The organism is Streptomyces sp. NPDC050674 (assembly GCF_040654575.1).
Lineage (GTDB): Bacteria > Actinomycetota > Actinomycetes > Streptomycetales > Streptomycetaceae > Streptomyces.
Map to the genome: position 1 here is coordinate 579,245 of NZ_JBFAIG010000001.1, position 17,304 is coordinate 596,548.

General features: G+C 73.0%; 13 protein-coding genes and 4 pseudogenes. 10 read left to right on the forward strand and 7 right to left on the reverse strand.

Features of this window, described 5'->3' with window-relative positions:
• The 5 genes from AB0I06_RS02430 to pcaD all read left to right on the forward strand — a co-directional run.
• A partial coding sequence (locus AB0I06_RS02430; RefSeq protein ID WP_363116847.1) for a thiolase family protein occupies positions 1 to 543 on the forward strand: 543 nt, incomplete at its 5' end.
• Positions 544 to 559: 16 nt separating this feature from the next.
• Positions 560 to 1,333, forward strand: a complete 774-nt coding sequence (gene pcaH, locus AB0I06_RS02435) for a protocatechuate 3,4-dioxygenase subunit beta (RefSeq protein WP_363116848.1) — start codon at positions 560 to 562, stop codon at positions 1,331 to 1,333.
• A gap of 6 nt (positions 1,334 to 1,339) precedes the next feature.
• Positions 1,340 to 1,945, forward strand: coding sequence for a protocatechuate 3,4-dioxygenase subunit alpha (gene pcaG / locus AB0I06_RS02440; RefSeq protein WP_363116849.1), 606 nt, complete (start codon positions 1,340 to 1,342; stop codon positions 1,943 to 1,945).
• Positions 1,942 to 3,237 (forward strand): 3-carboxy-cis,cis-muconate cycloisomerase, encoded by a 1,296-nt coding sequence (gene pcaB, locus AB0I06_RS02445; RefSeq protein WP_363116850.1) that lies wholly within the window; start codon positions 1,942 to 1,944, stop codon positions 3,235 to 3,237. The genes pcaG and pcaB overlap by 4 nt, the downstream gene beginning before the upstream one ends.
• On the forward strand, positions 3,234 to 4,352 hold the full coding sequence (pcaD, locus tag AB0I06_RS02450; RefSeq protein WP_363116851.1) for a 3-oxoadipate enol-lactonase: 1,119 nt from the start codon (positions 3,234 to 3,236) through the stop codon (positions 4,350 to 4,352). The genes pcaB and pcaD overlap by 4 nt, the downstream gene beginning before the upstream one ends.
• A gap of 43 nt (positions 4,353 to 4,395) precedes the next feature.
• Here pcaD and AB0I06_RS02455 read toward each other — a convergent pair whose 3' ends face one another.
• Positions 4,396 to 7,080 carry an AAA family ATPase gene (locus AB0I06_RS02455; RefSeq protein ID WP_363116852.1) on the reverse strand — a complete coding sequence of 895 codons (2,685 nt, stop codon included), beginning with the start codon at positions 7,078 to 7,080 and terminating at the stop codon, positions 4,396 to 4,398.
• Between the two features lie 627 nt (positions 7,081 to 7,707).
• Here AB0I06_RS02455 and AB0I06_RS02460 point away from each other — a divergent pair.
• Both AB0I06_RS02460 and AB0I06_RS02465 read left to right on the forward strand, forming a co-directional pair.
• Positions 7,708 to 7,827, forward strand: a pseudogene (locus tag AB0I06_RS02460) (DUF2510 domain-containing protein); the annotation flags it as partial.
• 387 nt (positions 7,828 to 8,214) lie between these two features.
• Positions 8,215 to 9,192 (forward strand): annotated as a pseudogene (locus tag AB0I06_RS02465) (hypothetical protein); the annotation flags it as partial.
• 152 nt (positions 9,193 to 9,344) lie between these two features.
• On the opposite strand, the gene AB0I06_RS02470 reads toward AB0I06_RS02465, so the two are convergent.
• Positions 9,345 to 9,953: a TetR/AcrR family transcriptional regulator gene (locus AB0I06_RS02470; protein WP_363116853.1), complete on the reverse strand. Its 609-nt coding sequence runs from the start codon at positions 9,951 to 9,953 to the stop codon at positions 9,345 to 9,347.
• A gap of 167 nt (positions 9,954 to 10,120) precedes the next feature.
• On the opposite strand from AB0I06_RS02470, the gene AB0I06_RS02475 reads away from it, so the two are divergent.
• Entirely contained in the window at positions 10,121 to 10,924 is an 804-nt protein-coding gene (locus AB0I06_RS02475) for a phosphatase PAP2 family protein (protein WP_363116854.1), read from the forward strand.
• Complete coding sequence (locus tag AB0I06_RS02480) at positions 10,921 to 11,865, forward strand: hypothetical protein (RefSeq protein WP_363116855.1); 945 nt, start codon at positions 10,921 to 10,923, stop codon at positions 11,863 to 11,865. The genes AB0I06_RS02475 and AB0I06_RS02480 overlap by 4 nt, the downstream gene beginning before the upstream one ends.
• Here AB0I06_RS02480 and AB0I06_RS02485 read toward each other — a convergent pair.
• Positions 11,855 to 13,906, reverse strand: a complete 2,052-nt coding sequence (locus AB0I06_RS02485) for a phosphocholine-specific phospholipase C (protein WP_363116856.1) — start codon at positions 13,904 to 13,906, stop codon at positions 11,855 to 11,857. The two genes, AB0I06_RS02480 and AB0I06_RS02485, sit on opposite strands and share 11 nt — an antisense overlap.
• Before the next feature lie 169 nt (positions 13,907 to 14,075).
• Here AB0I06_RS02485 and AB0I06_RS02490 point away from each other — a divergent pair, with 169 nt between their 5' ends.
• A complete protein-coding gene (locus AB0I06_RS02490) occupies positions 14,076 to 15,359 on the forward strand; it encodes an MFS transporter (RefSeq protein WP_363116857.1) in 1,284 nt (427 codons plus the stop codon).
• On the opposite strand, the gene AB0I06_RS02495 is transcribed toward AB0I06_RS02490, so the two are convergent.
• The 4 genes and pseudogenes from AB0I06_RS02495 to AB0I06_RS02510 all read right to left on the reverse strand — a co-directional run bounded on the left by AB0I06_RS02495 (position 15,338) and on the right by AB0I06_RS02510 (position 17,287).
• On the reverse strand, positions 15,338 to 16,258 hold the full coding sequence (locus AB0I06_RS02495; RefSeq protein ID WP_363116858.1) for a hypothetical protein: 921 nt from the start codon (positions 16,256 to 16,258) through the stop codon (positions 15,338 to 15,340). The genes AB0I06_RS02490 and AB0I06_RS02495 overlap by 22 nt on opposite strands.
• Before the next feature lie 254 nt (positions 16,259 to 16,512).
• Positions 16,513 to 16,764, reverse strand: a pseudogene (locus tag AB0I06_RS02500) (peptidoglycan-binding protein); the annotation flags it as partial.
• Between the two features lie 36 nt (positions 16,765 to 16,800).
• A pseudogene (locus tag AB0I06_RS02505) lies at positions 16,801 to 16,941 on the reverse strand (LysM domain-containing protein); the annotation flags it as partial.
• Positions 16,942 to 17,080: 139 nt separating this feature from the next.
• Positions 17,081 to 17,287, reverse strand: a complete 207-nt coding sequence (locus tag AB0I06_RS02510; protein WP_363116859.1) for a LysM domain-containing protein — start codon at positions 17,285 to 17,287, stop codon at positions 17,081 to 17,083.
• Positions 17,288 to 17,304: the final 17 nt, after the last annotated feature.

Consider the following 17,304-nt stretch of genomic DNA (forward strand, 5'->3'; position numbering starts at 1 on the left):
GCCGCCGACGAGTGTGTCCGGCCCGATGCCTCCCTGGCCGCGATGGCCGAGCTGAAACCGGCCTTCCGCACCGAGGGCGGCACCGTGACGGCCGGCAACGCCTCCCCGCTGAACGACGGCGCGGCGGCGCTCCTCCTGGTGGACGACGAAGGGTTGCGGGCCACGGGCCGCGAGCCGCTCGCCCGGGTCCGCGCGACGGGTGTGTCCGCGACCGACCCGCACTACTTCGGGCTGGCGCCCGTGGAAGCGGTCAACCGGGCGTTGGCGAAGGCGGGCAGGGGTTTCGGCGACCTGTCCGTACTGGAGCTGAACGAGGCGTTCGCCGCGCAGGTGCTGGGATGTGTGGCCGAGTGGCCCGAGTTCGATCCCGCGATCCTCAATCCGCAGGGCGGCGCGATCGCCCTGGGCCATCCGCTGGGTGCGTCCGGGGCCCGGCTGGCCGGCACCGTGGCCCACCAACTGGCCCGGCGCGGTGGGGGCGTCGGGGTAGCCGCGCTGTGCATCGGGGTGGGCCAGGGGCTCGCCCTTGTCCTCGAACGTTGACGAAAAGCGGAGTCCCATGACGCTCACTCAGCACGACATCGACCAGGAGATCGCGGCCGCGCACGCCGCGTACGAGAAGCGGCTCGCCGACGGGGGTCCCGTCGAGCACCAGCCGCGGCGCGACTACGCGCCGTACCGTTCGTCGGTCCTCCGCCATCCCGAGCAGCCGCCGGTCACCATCGACGTCAGCAAGGACCCGGAGCTGGTGGAGCTGTCCTCCCCCGCCTTCGGGGAGCGGGACGTCACCGAGATCGACAACGATCTCACCCGGCAGCACCACGGCGAGCCGATCGGTGAGCGCATCACCGTGTCCGGACGGCTGCTGGACCGCGACGGACGCCCGGTGCGCGGCCAGCTCGTGGAGATCTGGCAGGCCAACTCGGCGGGCCGCTACGCCCACCAGCGCGAACAGCACGACGCCCCGCTGGACCCCAACTTCACCGGGGTGGGCCGCACCCTGACCGACGCGGACGGCCGTTACCACTTCACCACCGTCCAGCCCGGCCCCTACCCGTGGCGCCAGCACCTCAACGCCTGGCGGCCGGCCCACATCCACTTCTCGCTCTTCGGCACGGCGTTCACGCAGCGGCTCGTGACGCAGATGTACTTCCCGAGCGACCCGCTGTTCCCCCACGACCCGATCATCCAGTCCGTGACGGACGACGCGGCCCGGCAGCGGCTGATCGCGACGTACGACCACAGCCTGTCGGTGCCGGAGTTCTCGATGGGCTACCACTGGGACATCGTGCTCGACGGCCCGCACGCCACCTGGATCGAAGAAGGGCGCTGACCAGCCATGACGAAGATCGACCCCAGCCGCCCGGAGAGCGTGCTGCCCACCCCCTCGCACACCGTGGGCCCGTTCTACGGCCACGCCCTGCCGTTTCGCGGCGGCGAGGACATCGCACCCCTGGGCCACCCCGACACGATCACCGTGCACGGCTACGTCACCGACGGCGAGGGCGCGCCGCTGCCCGACGCCCTGATCGAGCTGTGGGGGCCGGACCCGGACGGCAACCTGCCCACGGCCGACGGCTCGATGCGGCGCGATGCGGCCTCCGGCGGCTTCCTCGGGCGCAACGGCGTGGAGTTCACCGGCTGGGGCCGCATCCAGACGGATGCGAACGGCCACTGGTACGCCCGCACGCTGCGGCCCGGGGCTCGCGGCCGGAGCGCCCCTTACATCAGTGTGTGCGTCTTCGCGCGGGGCCTGCTCGTCCACCTCTACACCCGGATCTACCTGCCGGGGGACACGGCGGCGCTCACCGCCGATCCTCTGCTGTCCGGGCTCGAGGACACGCGCCGCGACACGCTGATCGCCGCCGGGGAGGGGGACGGCACGTACCGTTTCGACATCCGCCTTCAGGGCGAAGGCGAGACGGTCTTCCTGGAGTTCCAGTGACATCTCCCTCGGGCGACACCGGCCTGCTCGCCCCCGGATGGGCCGACTCGACGGCCGCGGCCACCACCGGCGACCGGGCGTATCTGCGGGCACTGCTCGACGCGGAGGCCGCGCTGACCCGCGCCCAGGCCGCCACGGGGCTGGCCCCCGCCGAGGCGGCGACGGCGGTGACCGAGGCGGCCGGCGCGGCCGCCTTCGACGTACGCTCCCTCGCCGAGCGGGCCCGCGCGGGCGGCAACCCGGTCATCCCCCTGGTCGCCGAGCTGACGAAGGCCGTGGGTGAGCCCTACGGCCCCTACGTCCACCGGGGCGCGACCAGCCAGGACATCATGGACACGGCGACGATGCTGGTCGCCGTGCGGACCCTCGGCCCGGTCCTCGACGACCTGGGCCGTACCGAACGGGCCCTTGCCCGGCTGGCCGCCGAGCACCGCGACACCGCGATGCCGGGGCGGACCCTCACCCAGCACGCCGTGCCGACCACGTTCGGGCTGAAGGCGGCCGGGTGGCGGTCGCTGGTGCTGGACGCGCGGGACCGGGTGCGGACCGTGCGGGAGTCGCTGCCGGCCCAACTCGGCGGTGCGGCGGGGACGCTGGCGGCCTTCGGGGCGTACGGCGCGAGTGATCCGGCAGGGCTGCCGGAGGTCTACGCCCGCGAAGTCGGCCTCCGCGCGCCCGAGCTGCCCTGGCACACCCTGCGGACGCCCATCGCCGACCTCGCCGGGTGTCTCGCCTTCACGGCGGGCGCCCTCGGCAAGCTCGCCGTGGACGTCCTCACCCTGGCGCGCACCGAGATCGGCGAAGTCGTGGAGGGCACCGGCGGCGGGTCGTCCGCCATGCCGCACAAGTCCAATCCCGTGCGGTCCACGCTGATCGCCTCCGCCGCGCGCCGCGCACCGCAGCTCGCGGCCACGCTGTACGGAGCCATGGCCGCGGAGGACGAACGTCCGTCCGGGGCCTGGCACGCCGAGTGGGAGCCGCTGCGGGATCTGCTGCGGCTGGTCGGCGGAGCCGCCCGGGACGCGGTCGGCCTGGCGGAGGGGCTGCGGGTCAGGCCCGGGGCCATGCGCGAACACCTCGATCTCACGGGCGGGTCGATCGTCTCGGAACGGCTGTCCGCCGAGCTGACCCCTGTGTTGGGCCGGTCCCGGGCCAAGGAACTCCTCACCCGGCTGGCCACACAGGGGCAACCGCTCGCCGACGCGCCGGAGTTGGCGGACTTCGATCTCGACCCCACCCACTACACGGGGTCCGCCGGGCCCCTCACCGACCGTGCCCTGGAGCGACGTTGACCCTCCTCAACCACCACGCCGAAGGCCCGGCTTCCGCTCCCCCGCTGCTGCTCGGTCCCTCCCTCGGCACCTCGTACGCTCTGTGGGACGAGGTGGCGCCCGAGCTGTCGATCACCCATCGGGTGGTGCGCTGGGACCTGCCGGGGCACGGCGGTTCGGCGGCCGGACTCATCGAGGAGGGCGCGACGGTCGGTGACCTCGCCGGGCTGGTGCTGGCGCTCGCCGACTCGCTCGGCATCGAACGGTTCGCGTATGCGGGCGTGTCGCTGGGCGGGGCCGTGGGACTGCATCTCGCCGTGCACCACCCGCGGCGCCTGTCGTCGCTGGCCGTGATCTGCTCGTCCGCCCACTTCAGCGGTGCCGGGCCGTGGCAGGAGCGGGCCGCTCTGGTACGCCGGGAGGGGCTGGACAAACTGGCGGACGGCGCCGACGCACGCTGGTTCGCCGGGGACTTCACCGTGCCGCGCCTGGTCCGGGACCACCGGGACGCCGACCCGGCCGCGTACGCCGCCTGTTGTGACGCGCTCGCCGCCTTCGATCTGCGGGACCGGCTGGACGGCATCACCGTGCCGACCCTGCTGGTCGCCGGCCGTGAGGACCCCGCGACCCCGCCCCCGCATCTGCGGGAGATCGCCGACGCCGTGCCGGGCGCGACGCTCGTGGAGTTGCCGGGCGCCTCCCACCTGGCGCCCGCGCAGTGCCCGGAGGCCGTGCTGACCGCGCTGCGCGCCCACTTCGGCCAGGGGGCCCTGCGGGGCATGGCCGTACGGCGTGAGGTGCTGGGCGACGCGCACGTGGACCGGGCGCAGGCCCGGCAGAGCCCCTTCACCGCCCGCTTCCAGGACTTCATCTCGCGCTACGCCTGGGGGGAGATCTGGACCGATCCGACCCTGTCGCGCCGTGAACGCAGCATGATCACCCTCACCGCGCTGGTCGCGCACGGCCACTACGACGAACTGGCCATGCACGTCCGCGCGGCCCGCCGCAACGGGCTCACTCCGGAGGAGATCGGCGCGGTGCTGCTCCAGACGGCGGTGTACTGCGGGGTGCCGGCGGCGAACTCGGCGTTCGCGACGGCCCAGCGGGTGCTGGCGGACGAGGACGGCTCCTCCTGACCCGGCCCTTCACAACGCGGCCCTGAAGGGCTTGGCGCCGCGCCTACGCCGGCCCGACGCCGGACGCGATCGCCGCCCGGGCCCGCTGTGCCAGTCCGTCGGCCCCGCACGAGACCGCCAGGTCCAGGCCGCGGTGCAGGTCGGCCGCCGAGCGGGCGGCGATGCCGTACTCGATGCGGGCCGCCGCGTGCTCGTACTGGCAGGGCGAGGCCTCCAGGTAGGTGACGGCCTGGGCGAGGAGCCGGACCGCGCGCTGGCCGGTCTCCAGGACGGCGGCGCAGCGCAGGGCTTCCCCTATGGCGGTGTCCGTGCCGAAGCGCTCGGCCCGGCGGCGGACGTCGACCGCGAGCCGGGCGGCCCGGTCCGGGTCCTCGGTGCTGAGGGCGCGGGCCAGGTCGGTCGCCCAGGGGACGAGCACCGGGTTGTGGTGTCCGCGGGCCGCCGCCGCCTTCTCGGCGGCCTCCAGTTCGTTGACGCCGTCCTTGGTGCGGCCGACGGCCAGCAGCAGCCGGCCGCGCACCGAGCGCGGGTCGGGCAGGACGATGGTCGAGGGGTAGGGCGGGGCGAAGCCGTGGCGTTCGGCGACGTCCCAGGCCTGCTCGACCCGGCCGCGGGCGAGCAGGGTGTCGACGAGGCTGCATGTGGCGGACCAGTACAGGGGCAGGCCGCGGCCGACGCGCTCGGCGAGGCGCAGCGACTCGCGCAGGGACGCCTCCGCCTCCCGCAGCCGGCCCCGCCTGCGGTGGCCGATCCCGACGTAGGCGTGGGCCAGGGCGAGGTGGCCGCCGCTCCAGCCGGCGGTCTCGTAGGCGCGCAGCCCTTCGTTGTAGAGGGTCTCGGCGCGGTCGAGGCGGTCGGTGAAGGCGTACGCGTTGGCCAGCATCAGCAGCAGTTCGATGCCCCACTCGGTGTCGGTCCAGCCGAGTCCGGGTGCCAGGCGGCCGTTGACGAGGGCGCGGTCGCACAGCTCGGCGACCTCCTCGGCGTTCTCACCGTGCATCAGGGCGTCGAAGCCGCGCAGGATGAGCAGGGCGCGTTCGGAGTTGTCCCGGCCGGTGCAGGTGCTCGCGAGGTCGGCGAGCCGCTGGGATCGGCCGGGTGAGGTGGCCTCTCCGGCGTACAGGCCCTCCCACATGAAGTGCACGGCTTGCAGCCGCATGCGCGCGGGGCCCGGCTGGAGCCGGGCGGCCTCCGCCTCCACCGTGCGGACGGCCTCCTCCAGTTGGTCGTTGTGCAGGAGCGCCTGGGAGAGCCGGAAGACGGCGTCCACCCGCTGGTCGCCGTCGAGACCGGGCATGGCGAGCGCGGTCCGCAGATGGCCGATGGTGCGGGCGGGCGCGGTGAGGAAGGTCGCCTCGGCGAGTTCGTAGAGCACGTGCGGGTGGGACTCGGGCCGGGGCGGTTCCTCCAGGGCCCGCTCCAGGCAGCGGCGGGCGGCGTCGGGGGCGCCGACGGCGAGGTGCTCGCGGGCGGCTTCCCGCAGTTGCCCGACGAGTTCCTCGTCGTCGTCCGGGTGGACCTCCAGGAGGTGGCGGGCGGCGGCCGCCGCGCCGTGCCCCTCGTCGGAGACGATCCGGGCGGCGATGCCGTGCATGGCGGTGCGCAGGGCGTCGGGGATGGAGTTGTAGACGGCGGTGGCGATCAGCGGGTGGACGAACTCCAGGTCGCCGTCGGCGCTGCGGCCTGTCGCCGGGTCGGGCGCGGTGAGGATGCGGGCGGTGCGCAGGAGTTCGGCGCAGCGGCGGGCGTCGTCCGGGCGCAGGGTGGCGAGTTTGGCGACCAGGTCGACGGAGATGCCGGTGCCGAGGATGGCGGCGGCCCAGGCGAACCTGGTGGCGTCGATGCCGAGTTCCTCCAGGCGGGCGACGAGGCCGCCGCCGCGGGCCGAGCGGTTCAGCTCGCGCAGTTCGCCGGCCCGGGCCTCGATGGGTTCCAGCTCGCTGTCCTGGACCTTGGCGAGGAGTTCGACGGTCTCGTAGGGGTTGCCGGCGGTGACGGCCCAGACCTCTCGGCAGAACGCGGCGTCGGCGTGCTCGCCCAGGGTGGCGCGGGTGAGTCCGGCCGTGGCGTCCGGGGTGAGGGCGCTCAGCGTCGTGACGGGGCCGTCCGCGGCGGCGGCGACGGTATCCAGGTGGCGGGCGCTCGCACCGGAGACCTCCTCCTGGCGGCGGGTGACGACGACCAGGACGGACATCTCGTCCAGGCGGTCGGCGAGTGCCGCGAGCCAGTGCAGCGTCTCCTGGTCGGCCCAGTGGGCGTCGTCGATCAGCAGGACCAGCGGCCAGTCCCGGCGGGCGAGCCGGCGCACCGCCGCCACGAGGCCGTCGCACACGCCCTGCGGGTCGGCCTGCCGGTCCCCTGGCTCCGCTATGCCGAGCGCGGGTCCGGCGATGTCGTACCAGTCGCCGAGGTACTCGCGGGCCTCCTCCGGCAGCATCGACACCAGCGCCGGCTGGAGCAACTGCCGTACCACGTTGAAGGGGACCGACCTGAGGGTCTCGCCGCCGCGCGCGGACCACACCTGGCACCCGCGGGCCTCGGCGATGCGGCGGGTTTCGGCCAGCAGCGCGGTCTTGCCGAGTCCGGCCTCGCCCCGGAAGACCAGCAGTCCGCCGGACGAGGAACGGTCCGCGCACAGGCGGTCGACCGCCCGCGTGACGGCGGCGACCTCCTCGTCGCGCTCCCACAGGGAAGCCGAGGCGGCGGCCGTGGGCCGTACCTCCGTCATCCCGTTACCTCCCCAAGTCGCCCGAACGACGTACAGACGTCGAGCGTAGCCGTCCGATTGCCGGAGTGGAGGGTGGTCGGGGCACCTCTTGCCGTGACGGGTGACACCGGGTGCGGCCGGGCGACGCACCCGGCCCGTCACCAGCCGTCTTCGGGTCAACGGCGGGCAAAGCCACGGGAGGTGACGTTCATTCAGGTGACGACGGGCACACGCGCCGCGGTCGTCGGAGAGCCGATCGCGGGGCCGGTGGGCAGCCTCGCCGGGTGGTACCGGTCCGGCGTCCGGCGCTGCCTTCGCGACGATCGTCGCGGCGCGCCTACGCGTCGTTCGGGCTCGCGATCTTCTTCCGGCCCGTGGAGGCGGCGCTTTTCGGCCGACTGGGCGGCCGGGGGCGGCTTCCGGTGCCGGTCCTGGTGATCACGCCGATGACGGTGGCGACGACACCCATCGGGGCTGTCGGCGGGTGGGGAGGCGGGCGACGGGACGCGCGAGCCGGTGCTGGGGGCGATGCTCGCCCAGTCGCCGCGCGGGATGCCCTTGCGCACGCCGGACGAGTCGGGGCTGCCTGGAACAGCCGGTTCCGACTCCTCTCATGCCTCTTTCACCGACGCCTCATACGGTGGGGGCATGACGCAGGAGACTCCTCCCGGGTGGTACGCCGATCCCGGACAGACAAGTGACGGGCCCGCCACGGAGCGCTGGTGGGACGGCAAGGCCTGGACGGACCGCATCCGCCCGGTCCAGCCGCCCGCGGCCTGGGGTCCCCCGCCGGGCCCGGCGTCCGCCGACTCCATACCGACGCGGCAGCCGGCACCGCAGACGCCGCCCGCCGGGACACCGGATTCCGGTCCGGCCGGAACGGCGGCTCCGGCTGCCGCCGGGCAGACCGCCGGTGCCGGTGCACCTGCTGCCGCCGATCCGCGGGGAGGCGGACCGACCGGGGCCGAAGCCCCGGGAGCAGCCGGGCAGCCGGACACCCCCGGGCAGACGGCCGACGGCGGTGCGCCGGCTGCCGCCGGAGGGCCCGGGGCCGGGCAGGCGGAGGGTGTCGCGGGCCGGCCGGATGCCCCTGGGCACGCCGGAACCGGGCACACCGCGGGCGCCTTCGGCTCAGGTGCCGCCGGGCAGGCCGCGCCCGGCTGGGACCCGGGCGCCGTCGGGCAGACGGGAGCCGGACCGCACCCGGGGGTCTGGGGTCCCTCGGCCGCCGGGTACGCGGGGGCTGCCGGGCAGCCGGGGAGCGGCGCGTATCCGGGGGCTGCCGGATACGCCGCCTACCCTGCCCATCCCGCCGCACCTCCCGGCGGGAAGGGGCGGCGGTTGCGCATAGGTGCCGCCGTCGCCGCGGCCGTGGTCGTCCTCACCTGCATCGGCGTGGGCGTCTACGCGTTGACGGACAGCGGCGGCGGGGGCGGTTCGCCCACCTCGCAGGGACCCGGCGGGCCGGGCGCCCCAGGGGGCCAGGGCGGCCCGTTCGGCGGACCGGGCGGATCCGGCGGCTCGGGTGGGTCCGGAGGCAACGGCGGCGAGGGCGGGCCCGGCGGGCCGAGTCCGCGGCCCGAGCAGTCCGAGCCGCCGAAGATCAGGAGCGGTTCGGTGACCGACACGGTCAGCGGGATCAGTCTGCCGATCCCGAAGGGCTGGTACGGCCAGCAGGCCAGGGCCGGCGCGCAGGTGACCTCCGAGGCTTCCTACAAGTGCCCGGGCGACACCTCCTCGACCTGCACCAAGGGCGGTGCCTACTCGGCCCCGGCCCTGGCCCTCCGCACCAAGGGCACGACCGCCGAGGAGATCGCCAAGGCGGACATCGCGGCGAACGCCGAGGAGTCCTACGGCGGCAAGTCCTACGGCGGGATCACCTCCCACGACGTGCTGGCTTCCAGGGCCGTGACCGTGGCCGGGCAGAAGGGATACCTGGTGCGCTGGAAGGCCGTCACGAGCAAGGGCGCCGACGGCATCGTGGAGTCCCTCGCGTTCCCCTCCCCCGCGAACGCGAAGCGGATGGTCGTGGTGCGCTTCGGTGTCGACGCGGACCAGAAGGAGAGCGTGCTGGACGACATCACCAAGGGCATCAAGGTGTCGACGGGCGGCGGCAACGGCCAGGACGTCTGACGCCCCGCCTCCCGGGCACCTGTCGGCCGGGTGGGGCGCCCCCGCCGCTCACAGGGGAACCCCACCCGGCCGGGGGGTGCGCGCCGCCCCCGTCCCCACGGGTCGGCGCGGTCGGGTCACCGTCCGGTCATCCGACGGACGGCGCCCGGGTCTCAGGTCAGGCCCAGTGCCGGCAGCACGGCGGCCTCCACGAACCGGACGAGGTAGTCGGGGTCCGCGTACTGGCCCTCCAGGACGGGGCGGATGCGCAGGACGCCGAACATCTGCGCCGGGATGTACTCCAGCGCCGGGTGATCGGCCGGCACTTCACCCCGCTCGACCCCGCGCCGGATGATCTCCTTGAGCGCGGCGATCTCCGGCTCGACCAGCGCCTCGCGCAGCGCGCGCTGCAACTCCGGGTCCTGGGGGGCCGCGTGGACGAGCGCCTGGAGCAGTTTGGTGTCCCGGCCCGACAGCTCTCCCGCCGCCCGGGCCGCCTCGCGCAGGTCGTCCGCGAGCGAGCCGGTGTCGATGCAGCGTGTGCGCCGGTGTGAGCGCAACGCCGCCGCGACGAACTGGGGCTTGGTCTTCCACTGCCGGTAGAGCGTGGACTTGCTGCACCGGGTGCTGGCGGCGATCCCCTCCATGGTGACGGCGTCGTAGCCGCACTCCCGCAGCTGCTCCAGCACGGCGTCGTAGAACTCCTGCTCACGCTCGGGTGTGATCTTGGAGCGGCGCGTGACACCGACCGGCTCGGGCCGGTCCGCGGCCTGCGACGTCATGGGCGGTGCTCCTGGCTTTCGTCGGGCGGCCGGAAAATTCCCGGCCGGCGATGTGTCCTTCGTCTATCGATACGCCAGTGTACCGGTACGCAGCCGTATCGGTACACTGGCGTATCGGTACGCTCTCGTACCGATAACAGCACCACCGTCACCGAAGGGGCCGGGGGATGAATGCCCGCACCGAGCCTGCGCCGGCGGGGTCCGACGCGATAGCGCGACCGCCGCTCGTCCGGGAGCTCCTGCTCGTCGCAGGGCTCTTCCTCGTCTACAAGTTCGGCCGGCAGCTGGCCACGGGCCACACCGGCGAGGCGTTCCACAACGCGGGGCGCGTGTGGGACTTCGAGCGAGCGGTCCGGCTGCCCGGTGAGGGGGCGGTGCAGTCGCTGCTGCTGCACGGTGACGGACTGGTGCACGTGGCGAACACCTATTACGCGAGCGTCCACTTCCCGGCCACCGCCGCCTTCCTGGTCTGGCTCTACCTGCGCCGCCCGGCCCACTACGTCTGGGCCCGCCGGGTGCTGGCGGTGGTCACGGCCGCCGCGCTGGTGGCGCACCTGCTGTTCCCGCTCGCACCGCCGCGCATGCTGGCGGCGGCCGGTCTGGTGGACACGGCGCGCGTGTTCGGGCCGTCGGTCTACGGCGATCCCGCGACGGACTCCCTGTCCAACCAGTTCGCCGCGATGCCGTCGTTGCACTTCGGCTGGGCGCTGATGGTGGCGATCGGCCTGATCGTCGCGACCCGCTCGCGGTGGCGCTGGCTCTGGTCGGCGCATCCCCTGCTGACCCTGCTGGTGATCGTCGGCACCGCCAACCACTACTGGCTCGACGCGATCGTGGCGGCGGCCCTGCTCGGCCTCACGCTCGTGTTCATTCCCCTGCCGCACCGCACGGCCACCACGGCCGGCCGCGCCCACGGCGGCCTCGTGCCGGTCCAGCGGGACGAGCGGACACTCGTGGGAGCCGGCCGGTGAACGCCGTGCTGATCGCCGTCGCCCTGTCCCTGGTCTCCGCCGTCGCCTACGCGGCCGCCGCGGTCGCCCAGGAGCGGCTGGCCTCCCGCTCTCCCGGCGCGCGCACGACGGGGCTGCTCGGCAGCGGCGCCTGGTGGTGGTCGGTCGGGCTGAACGCGTCGGCCGCGCTGCTGCACGTCGTCGCCCTCCGGTACGGGCCGCTGACCGTGGTCCAGCCGCTCGGCGCGCTCACCCTGGTCGCGGCGGTGCCCATGGGGGCGCGGATGGCGGGACGGCGGGTCAGCGCGGGCGAGTGGAAGGGCACCGCGCTGACCCTGCTGGGGCTCGGCGCGATCCTGGTCACGGCGTCCGGCCCGGCGCCGGACGGCGTGCTGAGCGTTCCGGAGGCGCTGGCCGTGGCGGGCGCCACCGCGGCGCTCATCGGGGTGCTGTCCCGGCCGGGCACCCGGCCCGGGCTGCGGCACGCGTCCGCGTCCGGTCTCGCCTCCGGGGTCGCCTCGGCCCTGACCCAGACCGTGACGGTGGCCGCGACGGACCGTTCCGGGCCGGTGCTGAGCGTCCAGGTGGTCGGGGTGGCCCTGCTCGTGGCGGCCTTCGCGGCCGGCGGGCTGCTGCTGTCGCAGACGGCGTACCGGGGCGGTCTGGGCGGCCCGCTGGCGATGGTGACCCTGGCCAACCCGCTGGCCGCTGCGGTGATCGGTCTGTCGCTGCTCGGGGAGCGGCTCCAGGGCGGCCCGGCGGGCGTGCTGCTCGCGCTCGCCGGGTCCGGCCTCGCCGCCTGGGGCGTGGTGCTGCTCAGCCGTGCGGCACCGGCGGCCGCCGTGGACGACGACCACCCGGTGGCCGCCGTCCTGGCCCTGGAACCCGGTTCGGCCACGGCCGAACCGGCGTTGGCGCCCCGGCCGCACGACCCGGGGCGGCTCACCACGGCTACACGGTGATGACGGCGGGGTCGCTCACCCCCGGCCGCCCGTTCTCGACGTGTCCCGCGAACCGCCGCAGGAAGGTCTTGTCGCCCTCGGCGGTGACGGTCAGGTCGTACCAGCGGCGGCTCGCGGCGAGTTCCACGGTCCGGCACACCCTCGCGCCCGGGCGGACGGTCACGGTCACGGGCCGGCCGCCGTAGCCGTCGGCGACCTTCAGACGGGCCGTGCCGGAGCCCTTGTTGGTGAAGGTCAGCCGGATGTCGTCACCGGTGTGGCGGGCCGTGACCTCGCAGCCGGGTGCCGCGTTCGAGCCCTTGAAGACGCGCACGAAGCCGTTCGGGCCGTGCACGGTCAGGTCGTAGGAGCCCTGGGAGTACGCCGAGTTCCAGGTGTCGGAGAGCGTCTTGCCGGCCTCGGTGGTGTACATCCAGGGGCCGTCGGTGCGGTTGCCCGAGGTGACGTGGAAGGCGCCGCCGGCCTTCGCGCCGGAGGCGAAGGTGAGGGTGAGCTTCCCGGTCGCCGCGTCGACCGAGGCGTCCACGTGCGGGGCGTACTTCAGCGGCCGGGAGCGGCGCAGACCGCGTTCCTGCCGGGGCATGCGCGGGTCGGCGGGCGGGACCGGCTTGTAGTCGGGGTGGCGTTCGCGGTCCTGCGGCTCGTACGCGTCGGTGCCGGGCAGCGGGGCGGGGCGCGCGTCCTTGCGGGAGAAGTCGAAAGCGGACGTCAGATCGCCGCAGACGGCGCGACGCCAGGGCGAGATGTTCGTCTCGCGCACACCGAAGCGGCGTTCCATGAACCGCAGGATCGAGGTGTGGTCGAGGGTCTCGGAGCAGACGTAGCCGCCCTTGCTCCACGGGGAGACGACCAGCATCGGGACCCGGGGGCCGAGGCCGTAGGGTCCGGCCGTGTTCTTGCCGTCGCCCGGGAAGAGGTCGAGGGAGACGTCGACGGTGGACAGGCCGCGGGAGGCGTCCTTCGGAGGCAACGGCGGCACCACGTGGTCGAAGAAGCCGTCGTTCTCGTCGTAGGTGATGAACAGGGCCGTCCTGGACCAGACCTCCGGGTTGGAGGTGAGAGCGTCGAGGACCTGCGCGATGTACCAGGCGCCGTAGTTCGAGGGCCAGTTGGAGTGCTCGGAGAAGGCCTCGGGGGCGGCGATCCAGGAGATCTGGGGCAGCCTGCCTGCCTTGACGTCGGCTTTCAGCAGGTCGAAGTAGCCCTCGCCCGCCTTGGCGTTCGTGCCGGTGCGGGCCTTGTCGTACCAGGGGTCGCCGGGCTTCGCGTCGCGGTACCTGTCGAAGTACAGCAGCGAGTTGTCGCCGTAGTTGCCGCGGTAGGCGTCCTGGATCCAGCCCCAGGAGCCCTTCGCGTCGAGGCCGTCGCCGATGTCCTGGTAGATCTTCCAGGAGACGCCGGCCTGCTCCAGGCGCTCGGGGTAGGTCGTCCAGCCGTAGCCGAGCTCGTCGTTGCCGAGGACCGGGCCGCCGCCGGAGCCGTCGTTGCCGGTGTGGCCGGACCACATGTAGTAGCGGTTCGGGTCGGTGGAGCCGATGAACGAGCAGTGGTAGGCGTCGCAGACGGTGAAGGCGTCGGCGAGGGCGTAGTGGAAGGGGATGTCCTCGCGGGTCAGGTAGGCCATGGTGGTGCTGCCCTTGGCCGGCACCCACCGGTCGTACTTGCCGCCGTTGTAGGCCTGGTGGCCGTCGGGCCAGGAGTGCGGCAGGCCCTCCAGGAACTGCATGCCGAGGTCGTCGGCGTCGGGGTGGAAGGGCAGGATCTCCTTGCCGTCCTTCTCCTGGTGCCAGACCGGCTTGCCGTTGTCGAGGGTGACCGGACGCGGGTCGCCGAAGCCGCGGACGCCTCTCAGGGTGCCGAAGTAATGGTCGAAGGAACGGTTCTCCTGCATGAGGACGACGATGTGCTCGACGTCCTCGATCGACCCGGTGCGGTGGTTCGCCGGAAGGGCGGCGGCGCGCTGGATGCTGGCGGACAGGGCACTGAAGGCCGTGGTGGCACCCGCGAGTTGGAGAAAACGGCGCCGGTTGACTTCGGACATGAAGGACAGACCTCTCATCCTGAGGTGCTGGATGGCCGGAACGTGACGGAATCTGCGCGGAAGGAGTGTTTCAGGGACACCAAACGCCAAGGAAGGGGCACGTGACACTCGTGTGAAAGTCGCCGGTACGGACGGTGCGCCGGGGCATCGCCGGGGGAGGGTGAGAGGCGTGACGCAGACGCAGACGGTTGCCCCGCCGACGAAACGGCCCCTTCGCCAGCTCCTCGCCGCCTCGGTGGGCAACGCGGTGGAGTGGTACGACTGGTACGCCTACACGTTTCTGGCCACCTACATCGCCGGTCAGGTCTTCCCCAAGAGCGCGGACGACTCCCTGGTGCCGCTGCTGTCCACCTTCGCGGTGTTCGCGGTCGGGTTCTTCATGCGGCCGGTGGGCGGGCTGCTGATGGGCGCGGTCGCGGACCGGCACGGGCGGCGGGCCGCGCTCACGGTCACCATCCTGCTGATGGGCGGCAGCAGCCTGCTGGTCGGGCTCACCCCGACCTACGCGGCCGTGGGCGTCCTGGCGCCGGTGGTCCTCGTCCTGGCCCGGCTGTTGCAGGGACTGTCCGTGGGCGGCGAGTTCGCGGCCTCGACGACGTTCCTGGTCGAGTCGGCGGGGCCCGGACGGCGCGGGCTGTTCTCCAGCTTCCAGTACGTGTCGACGACGGTGGGGCAGCTCGTCGCCTCCGGCATCGCGACGCTGCTGGTGGACACGCTGAGCGACGGGCAGATGAACGGCTGGGGGTGGCGCGTGCCGTTCGTGCTCGGCGCCGTGCTGAGTCTGGTCGGCTTCTGGATCCGGCAGGGCGCACAGGAGACCCGCAGCGCCGAGCAGCAGCAGGCGCCGCGCCCGGGCCTGTTCGAGGCGCTGCGCCGGCATCCGCGCGAGTCGCTGCTCATCGGCGGCATCACGGCGGGCGGCACCATCGCCTACTACACGTGGACGTCGTACCTGCCGACCTACGCCGAACTCAACGCGGGCATCGAGAAGTCGGACGCGCTGCTGGCGGGCACCATCTCACTGGCCTTCTTCGCCCTGCTGCAACCGCTGGGCGGCCTGCTGTCGGACCGCTTCGGCCGTCGCCCCCTGCTGCTCTTCTTCGGACTGGGCTTCGCCCTGCTCGCGGTGCCCCTGCTGCACGCCCTGCGGGACTCCTTCGCCGTGCTGCTGCTCGTGCAGTGCGCGGGCATGGTGCTGCTGACCGGGTTCACCTCGATCAGCGCGGCCGTGAACGCGGAGATCTTCCCGCCCCGGGTGCGCGCGGCGGGCATCGGCTTCCCCTACTCCCTGACGGTGGCACTCTTCGGCGGCACGGCCCCGTACGTGGGCACGCTGTTCAAGGAGCAGGGGCACGCGGGGCTGTTCCCCTGGTACGTCGCGGTGATCTGCCTGGTGTCGTCGGTGGTGTACCTGCGGCTTCCGGAGACGGCTCACGCACCGCTGCGGCGGTGACGTGGCGCGCCGTCGGGGACCGGCTCGGCCTCCGCGTCGCTCTCGGGCGGCGCGTCATGCGGCCCCGCGCCGTTGGGCGACCCGACGACGGGGGGTGGCAGCCCTTCCCTGACGGTGACCTTCTCGGGGTGGACCACGGCGTCGGTGGTCTGGCGCACCTCCGACAGCGTCATCTGGGCGCGGTCGTCGACGAGCCGGGTCACCAGGTGCTGCGCGGCACCGAAGGCCGCGGCCCAGGCCAGGACCTGCGCCCTGCTGTCGAGGTCGCTGAGGCCGGGGACGAAGGCACCCCGGATCAACAGCAGTCCGAGGAAGGCCGAGAGGGCCCCGGTGGGGAGCTTCAGCACCGCGGAGGCCAGGGGCAGCATGTAGGGGGCGTCGGTGCCCCGGATGCGACGCAGTGAGGCGATGACGGTGAGGGCGGCACCGGCGAGTCCGGCGATCTCGACGGTGAGGATGTCCGTCGCGCCGGCCAGCCTGCTCGGGTCGGTGTCGGGCGACCGGTTGTGGTACTCGGCGGTGGGACACACGACGGTGAGCGTGTCGCGGGAACCGCCCTGGGGTGAGAAGCACAGGCTCAGCGAACCGGGTGAGAGCCACCCGTAGAGGGCCAGGTTCACCACCCCTATCAGCACGAGGACCGTCGCGGCCCAGAGGATGTTGCGCAGGCTGCGCACTCGTGCCAGTTCGTCGTCCAGGCTGCTGTACGCGGCGTCGAGCGCCCGGGCCATGAGATCGCGGTCGCTCGCGGAGATGTCGCCGGAGATTACGGGACTCAGGCGCAGGGCCAGCCGGACACGCCGCGGGTCGTCGGCGTCCAGATGATCCTTGACCAGGGCCATGATCTCACTGGCGCGGCCCGCGACTTCCTCGTCGGAAACCAGTTGAATCAGCAACACCTCGGCATTGCGGATATTCGAGCACACGCCTTCACGGGCAGCCGATCCCGACCACAACGTCCGCCATCCGAAATCCTCGTCGGCAGCCGCGCGGGCCTTCTCCAGATGGCCCCGCATTCCCTCGATGAGGGCCTTCCGGTCGCCCGCTCCCCGCCTCGCGCTCTCGTATTCCAGCTCCGCCTCGAGGTAGGTGATCCGAGCCCGGGCACGTGCGCGCCAAGCCGTCCGCGGGGGACGGCCCGACGCGGTGCCGATCACTCGTAGACGGCGGGTACGTGAAGCCTCTTCCAGGACTTCGGGCCCGGCGTGCCGTCAGCGTCCTGGCCCCTGAATCCGAGTTTCCGCTGCCAGTTCGCGTACGACCTCCGGTCCGCTTCGCTCCACTGCGAGTCGGGCCCGTCGGCGTACACCCCGCAGCCCACGTCGATGAGGCGGTAGCCCATGGCCTCGATGACCGGGCTGCTCACGGAGGGCTGGAAGAAGTCGGCCCCCGGAAATGGTTCGAACTCACCCTCCGATTCCGGGGGAGCCACGCGCACCCGCAGTCCGGGTCGAATGACGTTCGGATCCGCGATCTCGGGGTTCCACTCCAGAATCTGGTCCAGCGTCACGCCGTGCATGACTGCGATCTCACTGAGCGTGTCGCCACGTTTCACTATGTAGAACTCTCTCGTCTTTTCCATGTGTCCACACTAATCGCATCACCCGGCATGGAAAAGTCGAAAATTCCGTTTCGCAACCGGCATTTTCGCACGCGCGGCGGCCCGTTACGCGGGCCTGTCATTCGGCTGCGCGTACGGGCCGACCGGCTTTCTGTTCTGGTCATTCGCTCTCGTAGTCACCGTCCTCTTGGTCCACATCACGGGGCGGGGCCACGCGAATCCGATCGCCGGGGTGGATAAGGTCCGGATCCTCGATCTGCGGGTTCCACTCCAGCAGCTGATCCAGGCTCACGTGGTGCATCCGTGCGATCTTGGTGAGATTGTCACCGCGTTTCACTACATAGAACTTCGTTCTGGTCTTTTCCATGCATCCAGGCTAAGACA

Bases quoted from the DNA above. Each gene is read 5' to 3' on its own strand.
- pcaH (WP_363116848.1), top strand. From the start codon at position 560: ATGACGCTCACTCAGCACGACATCGACCAGGAGATCGCGGCCGCGCAC.
- pcaG (WP_363116849.1), top strand. From the start codon at position 1,340: ATGACGAAGATCGACCCCAGCCGCCCGGAGAGCGTGCTGCCCACCCCC.
- AB0I06_RS02455 (WP_363116852.1), bottom strand. From the start codon at position 7,080: ATGACGGAGGTACGGCCCACGGCCGCCGCCTCGGCTTCCCTGTGGGAG.
- AB0I06_RS02470 (WP_363116853.1), bottom strand. From the start codon at position 9,953: ATGACGTCGCAGGCCGCGGACCGGCCCGAGCCGGTCGGTGTCACGCGC.
- AB0I06_RS02475 (WP_363116854.1), top strand. From the start codon at position 10,121: ATGAATGCCCGCACCGAGCCTGCGCCGGCGGGGTCCGACGCGATAGCG.
- AB0I06_RS02485 (WP_363116856.1), bottom strand. From the start codon at position 13,906: ATGTCCGAAGTCAACCGGCGCCGTTTTCTCCAACTCGCGGGTGCCACC.
- AB0I06_RS02510 (WP_363116859.1), bottom strand. From the start codon at position 17,287: ATGGAAAAGACCAGAACGAAGTTCTATGTAGTGAAACGCGGTGACAAT.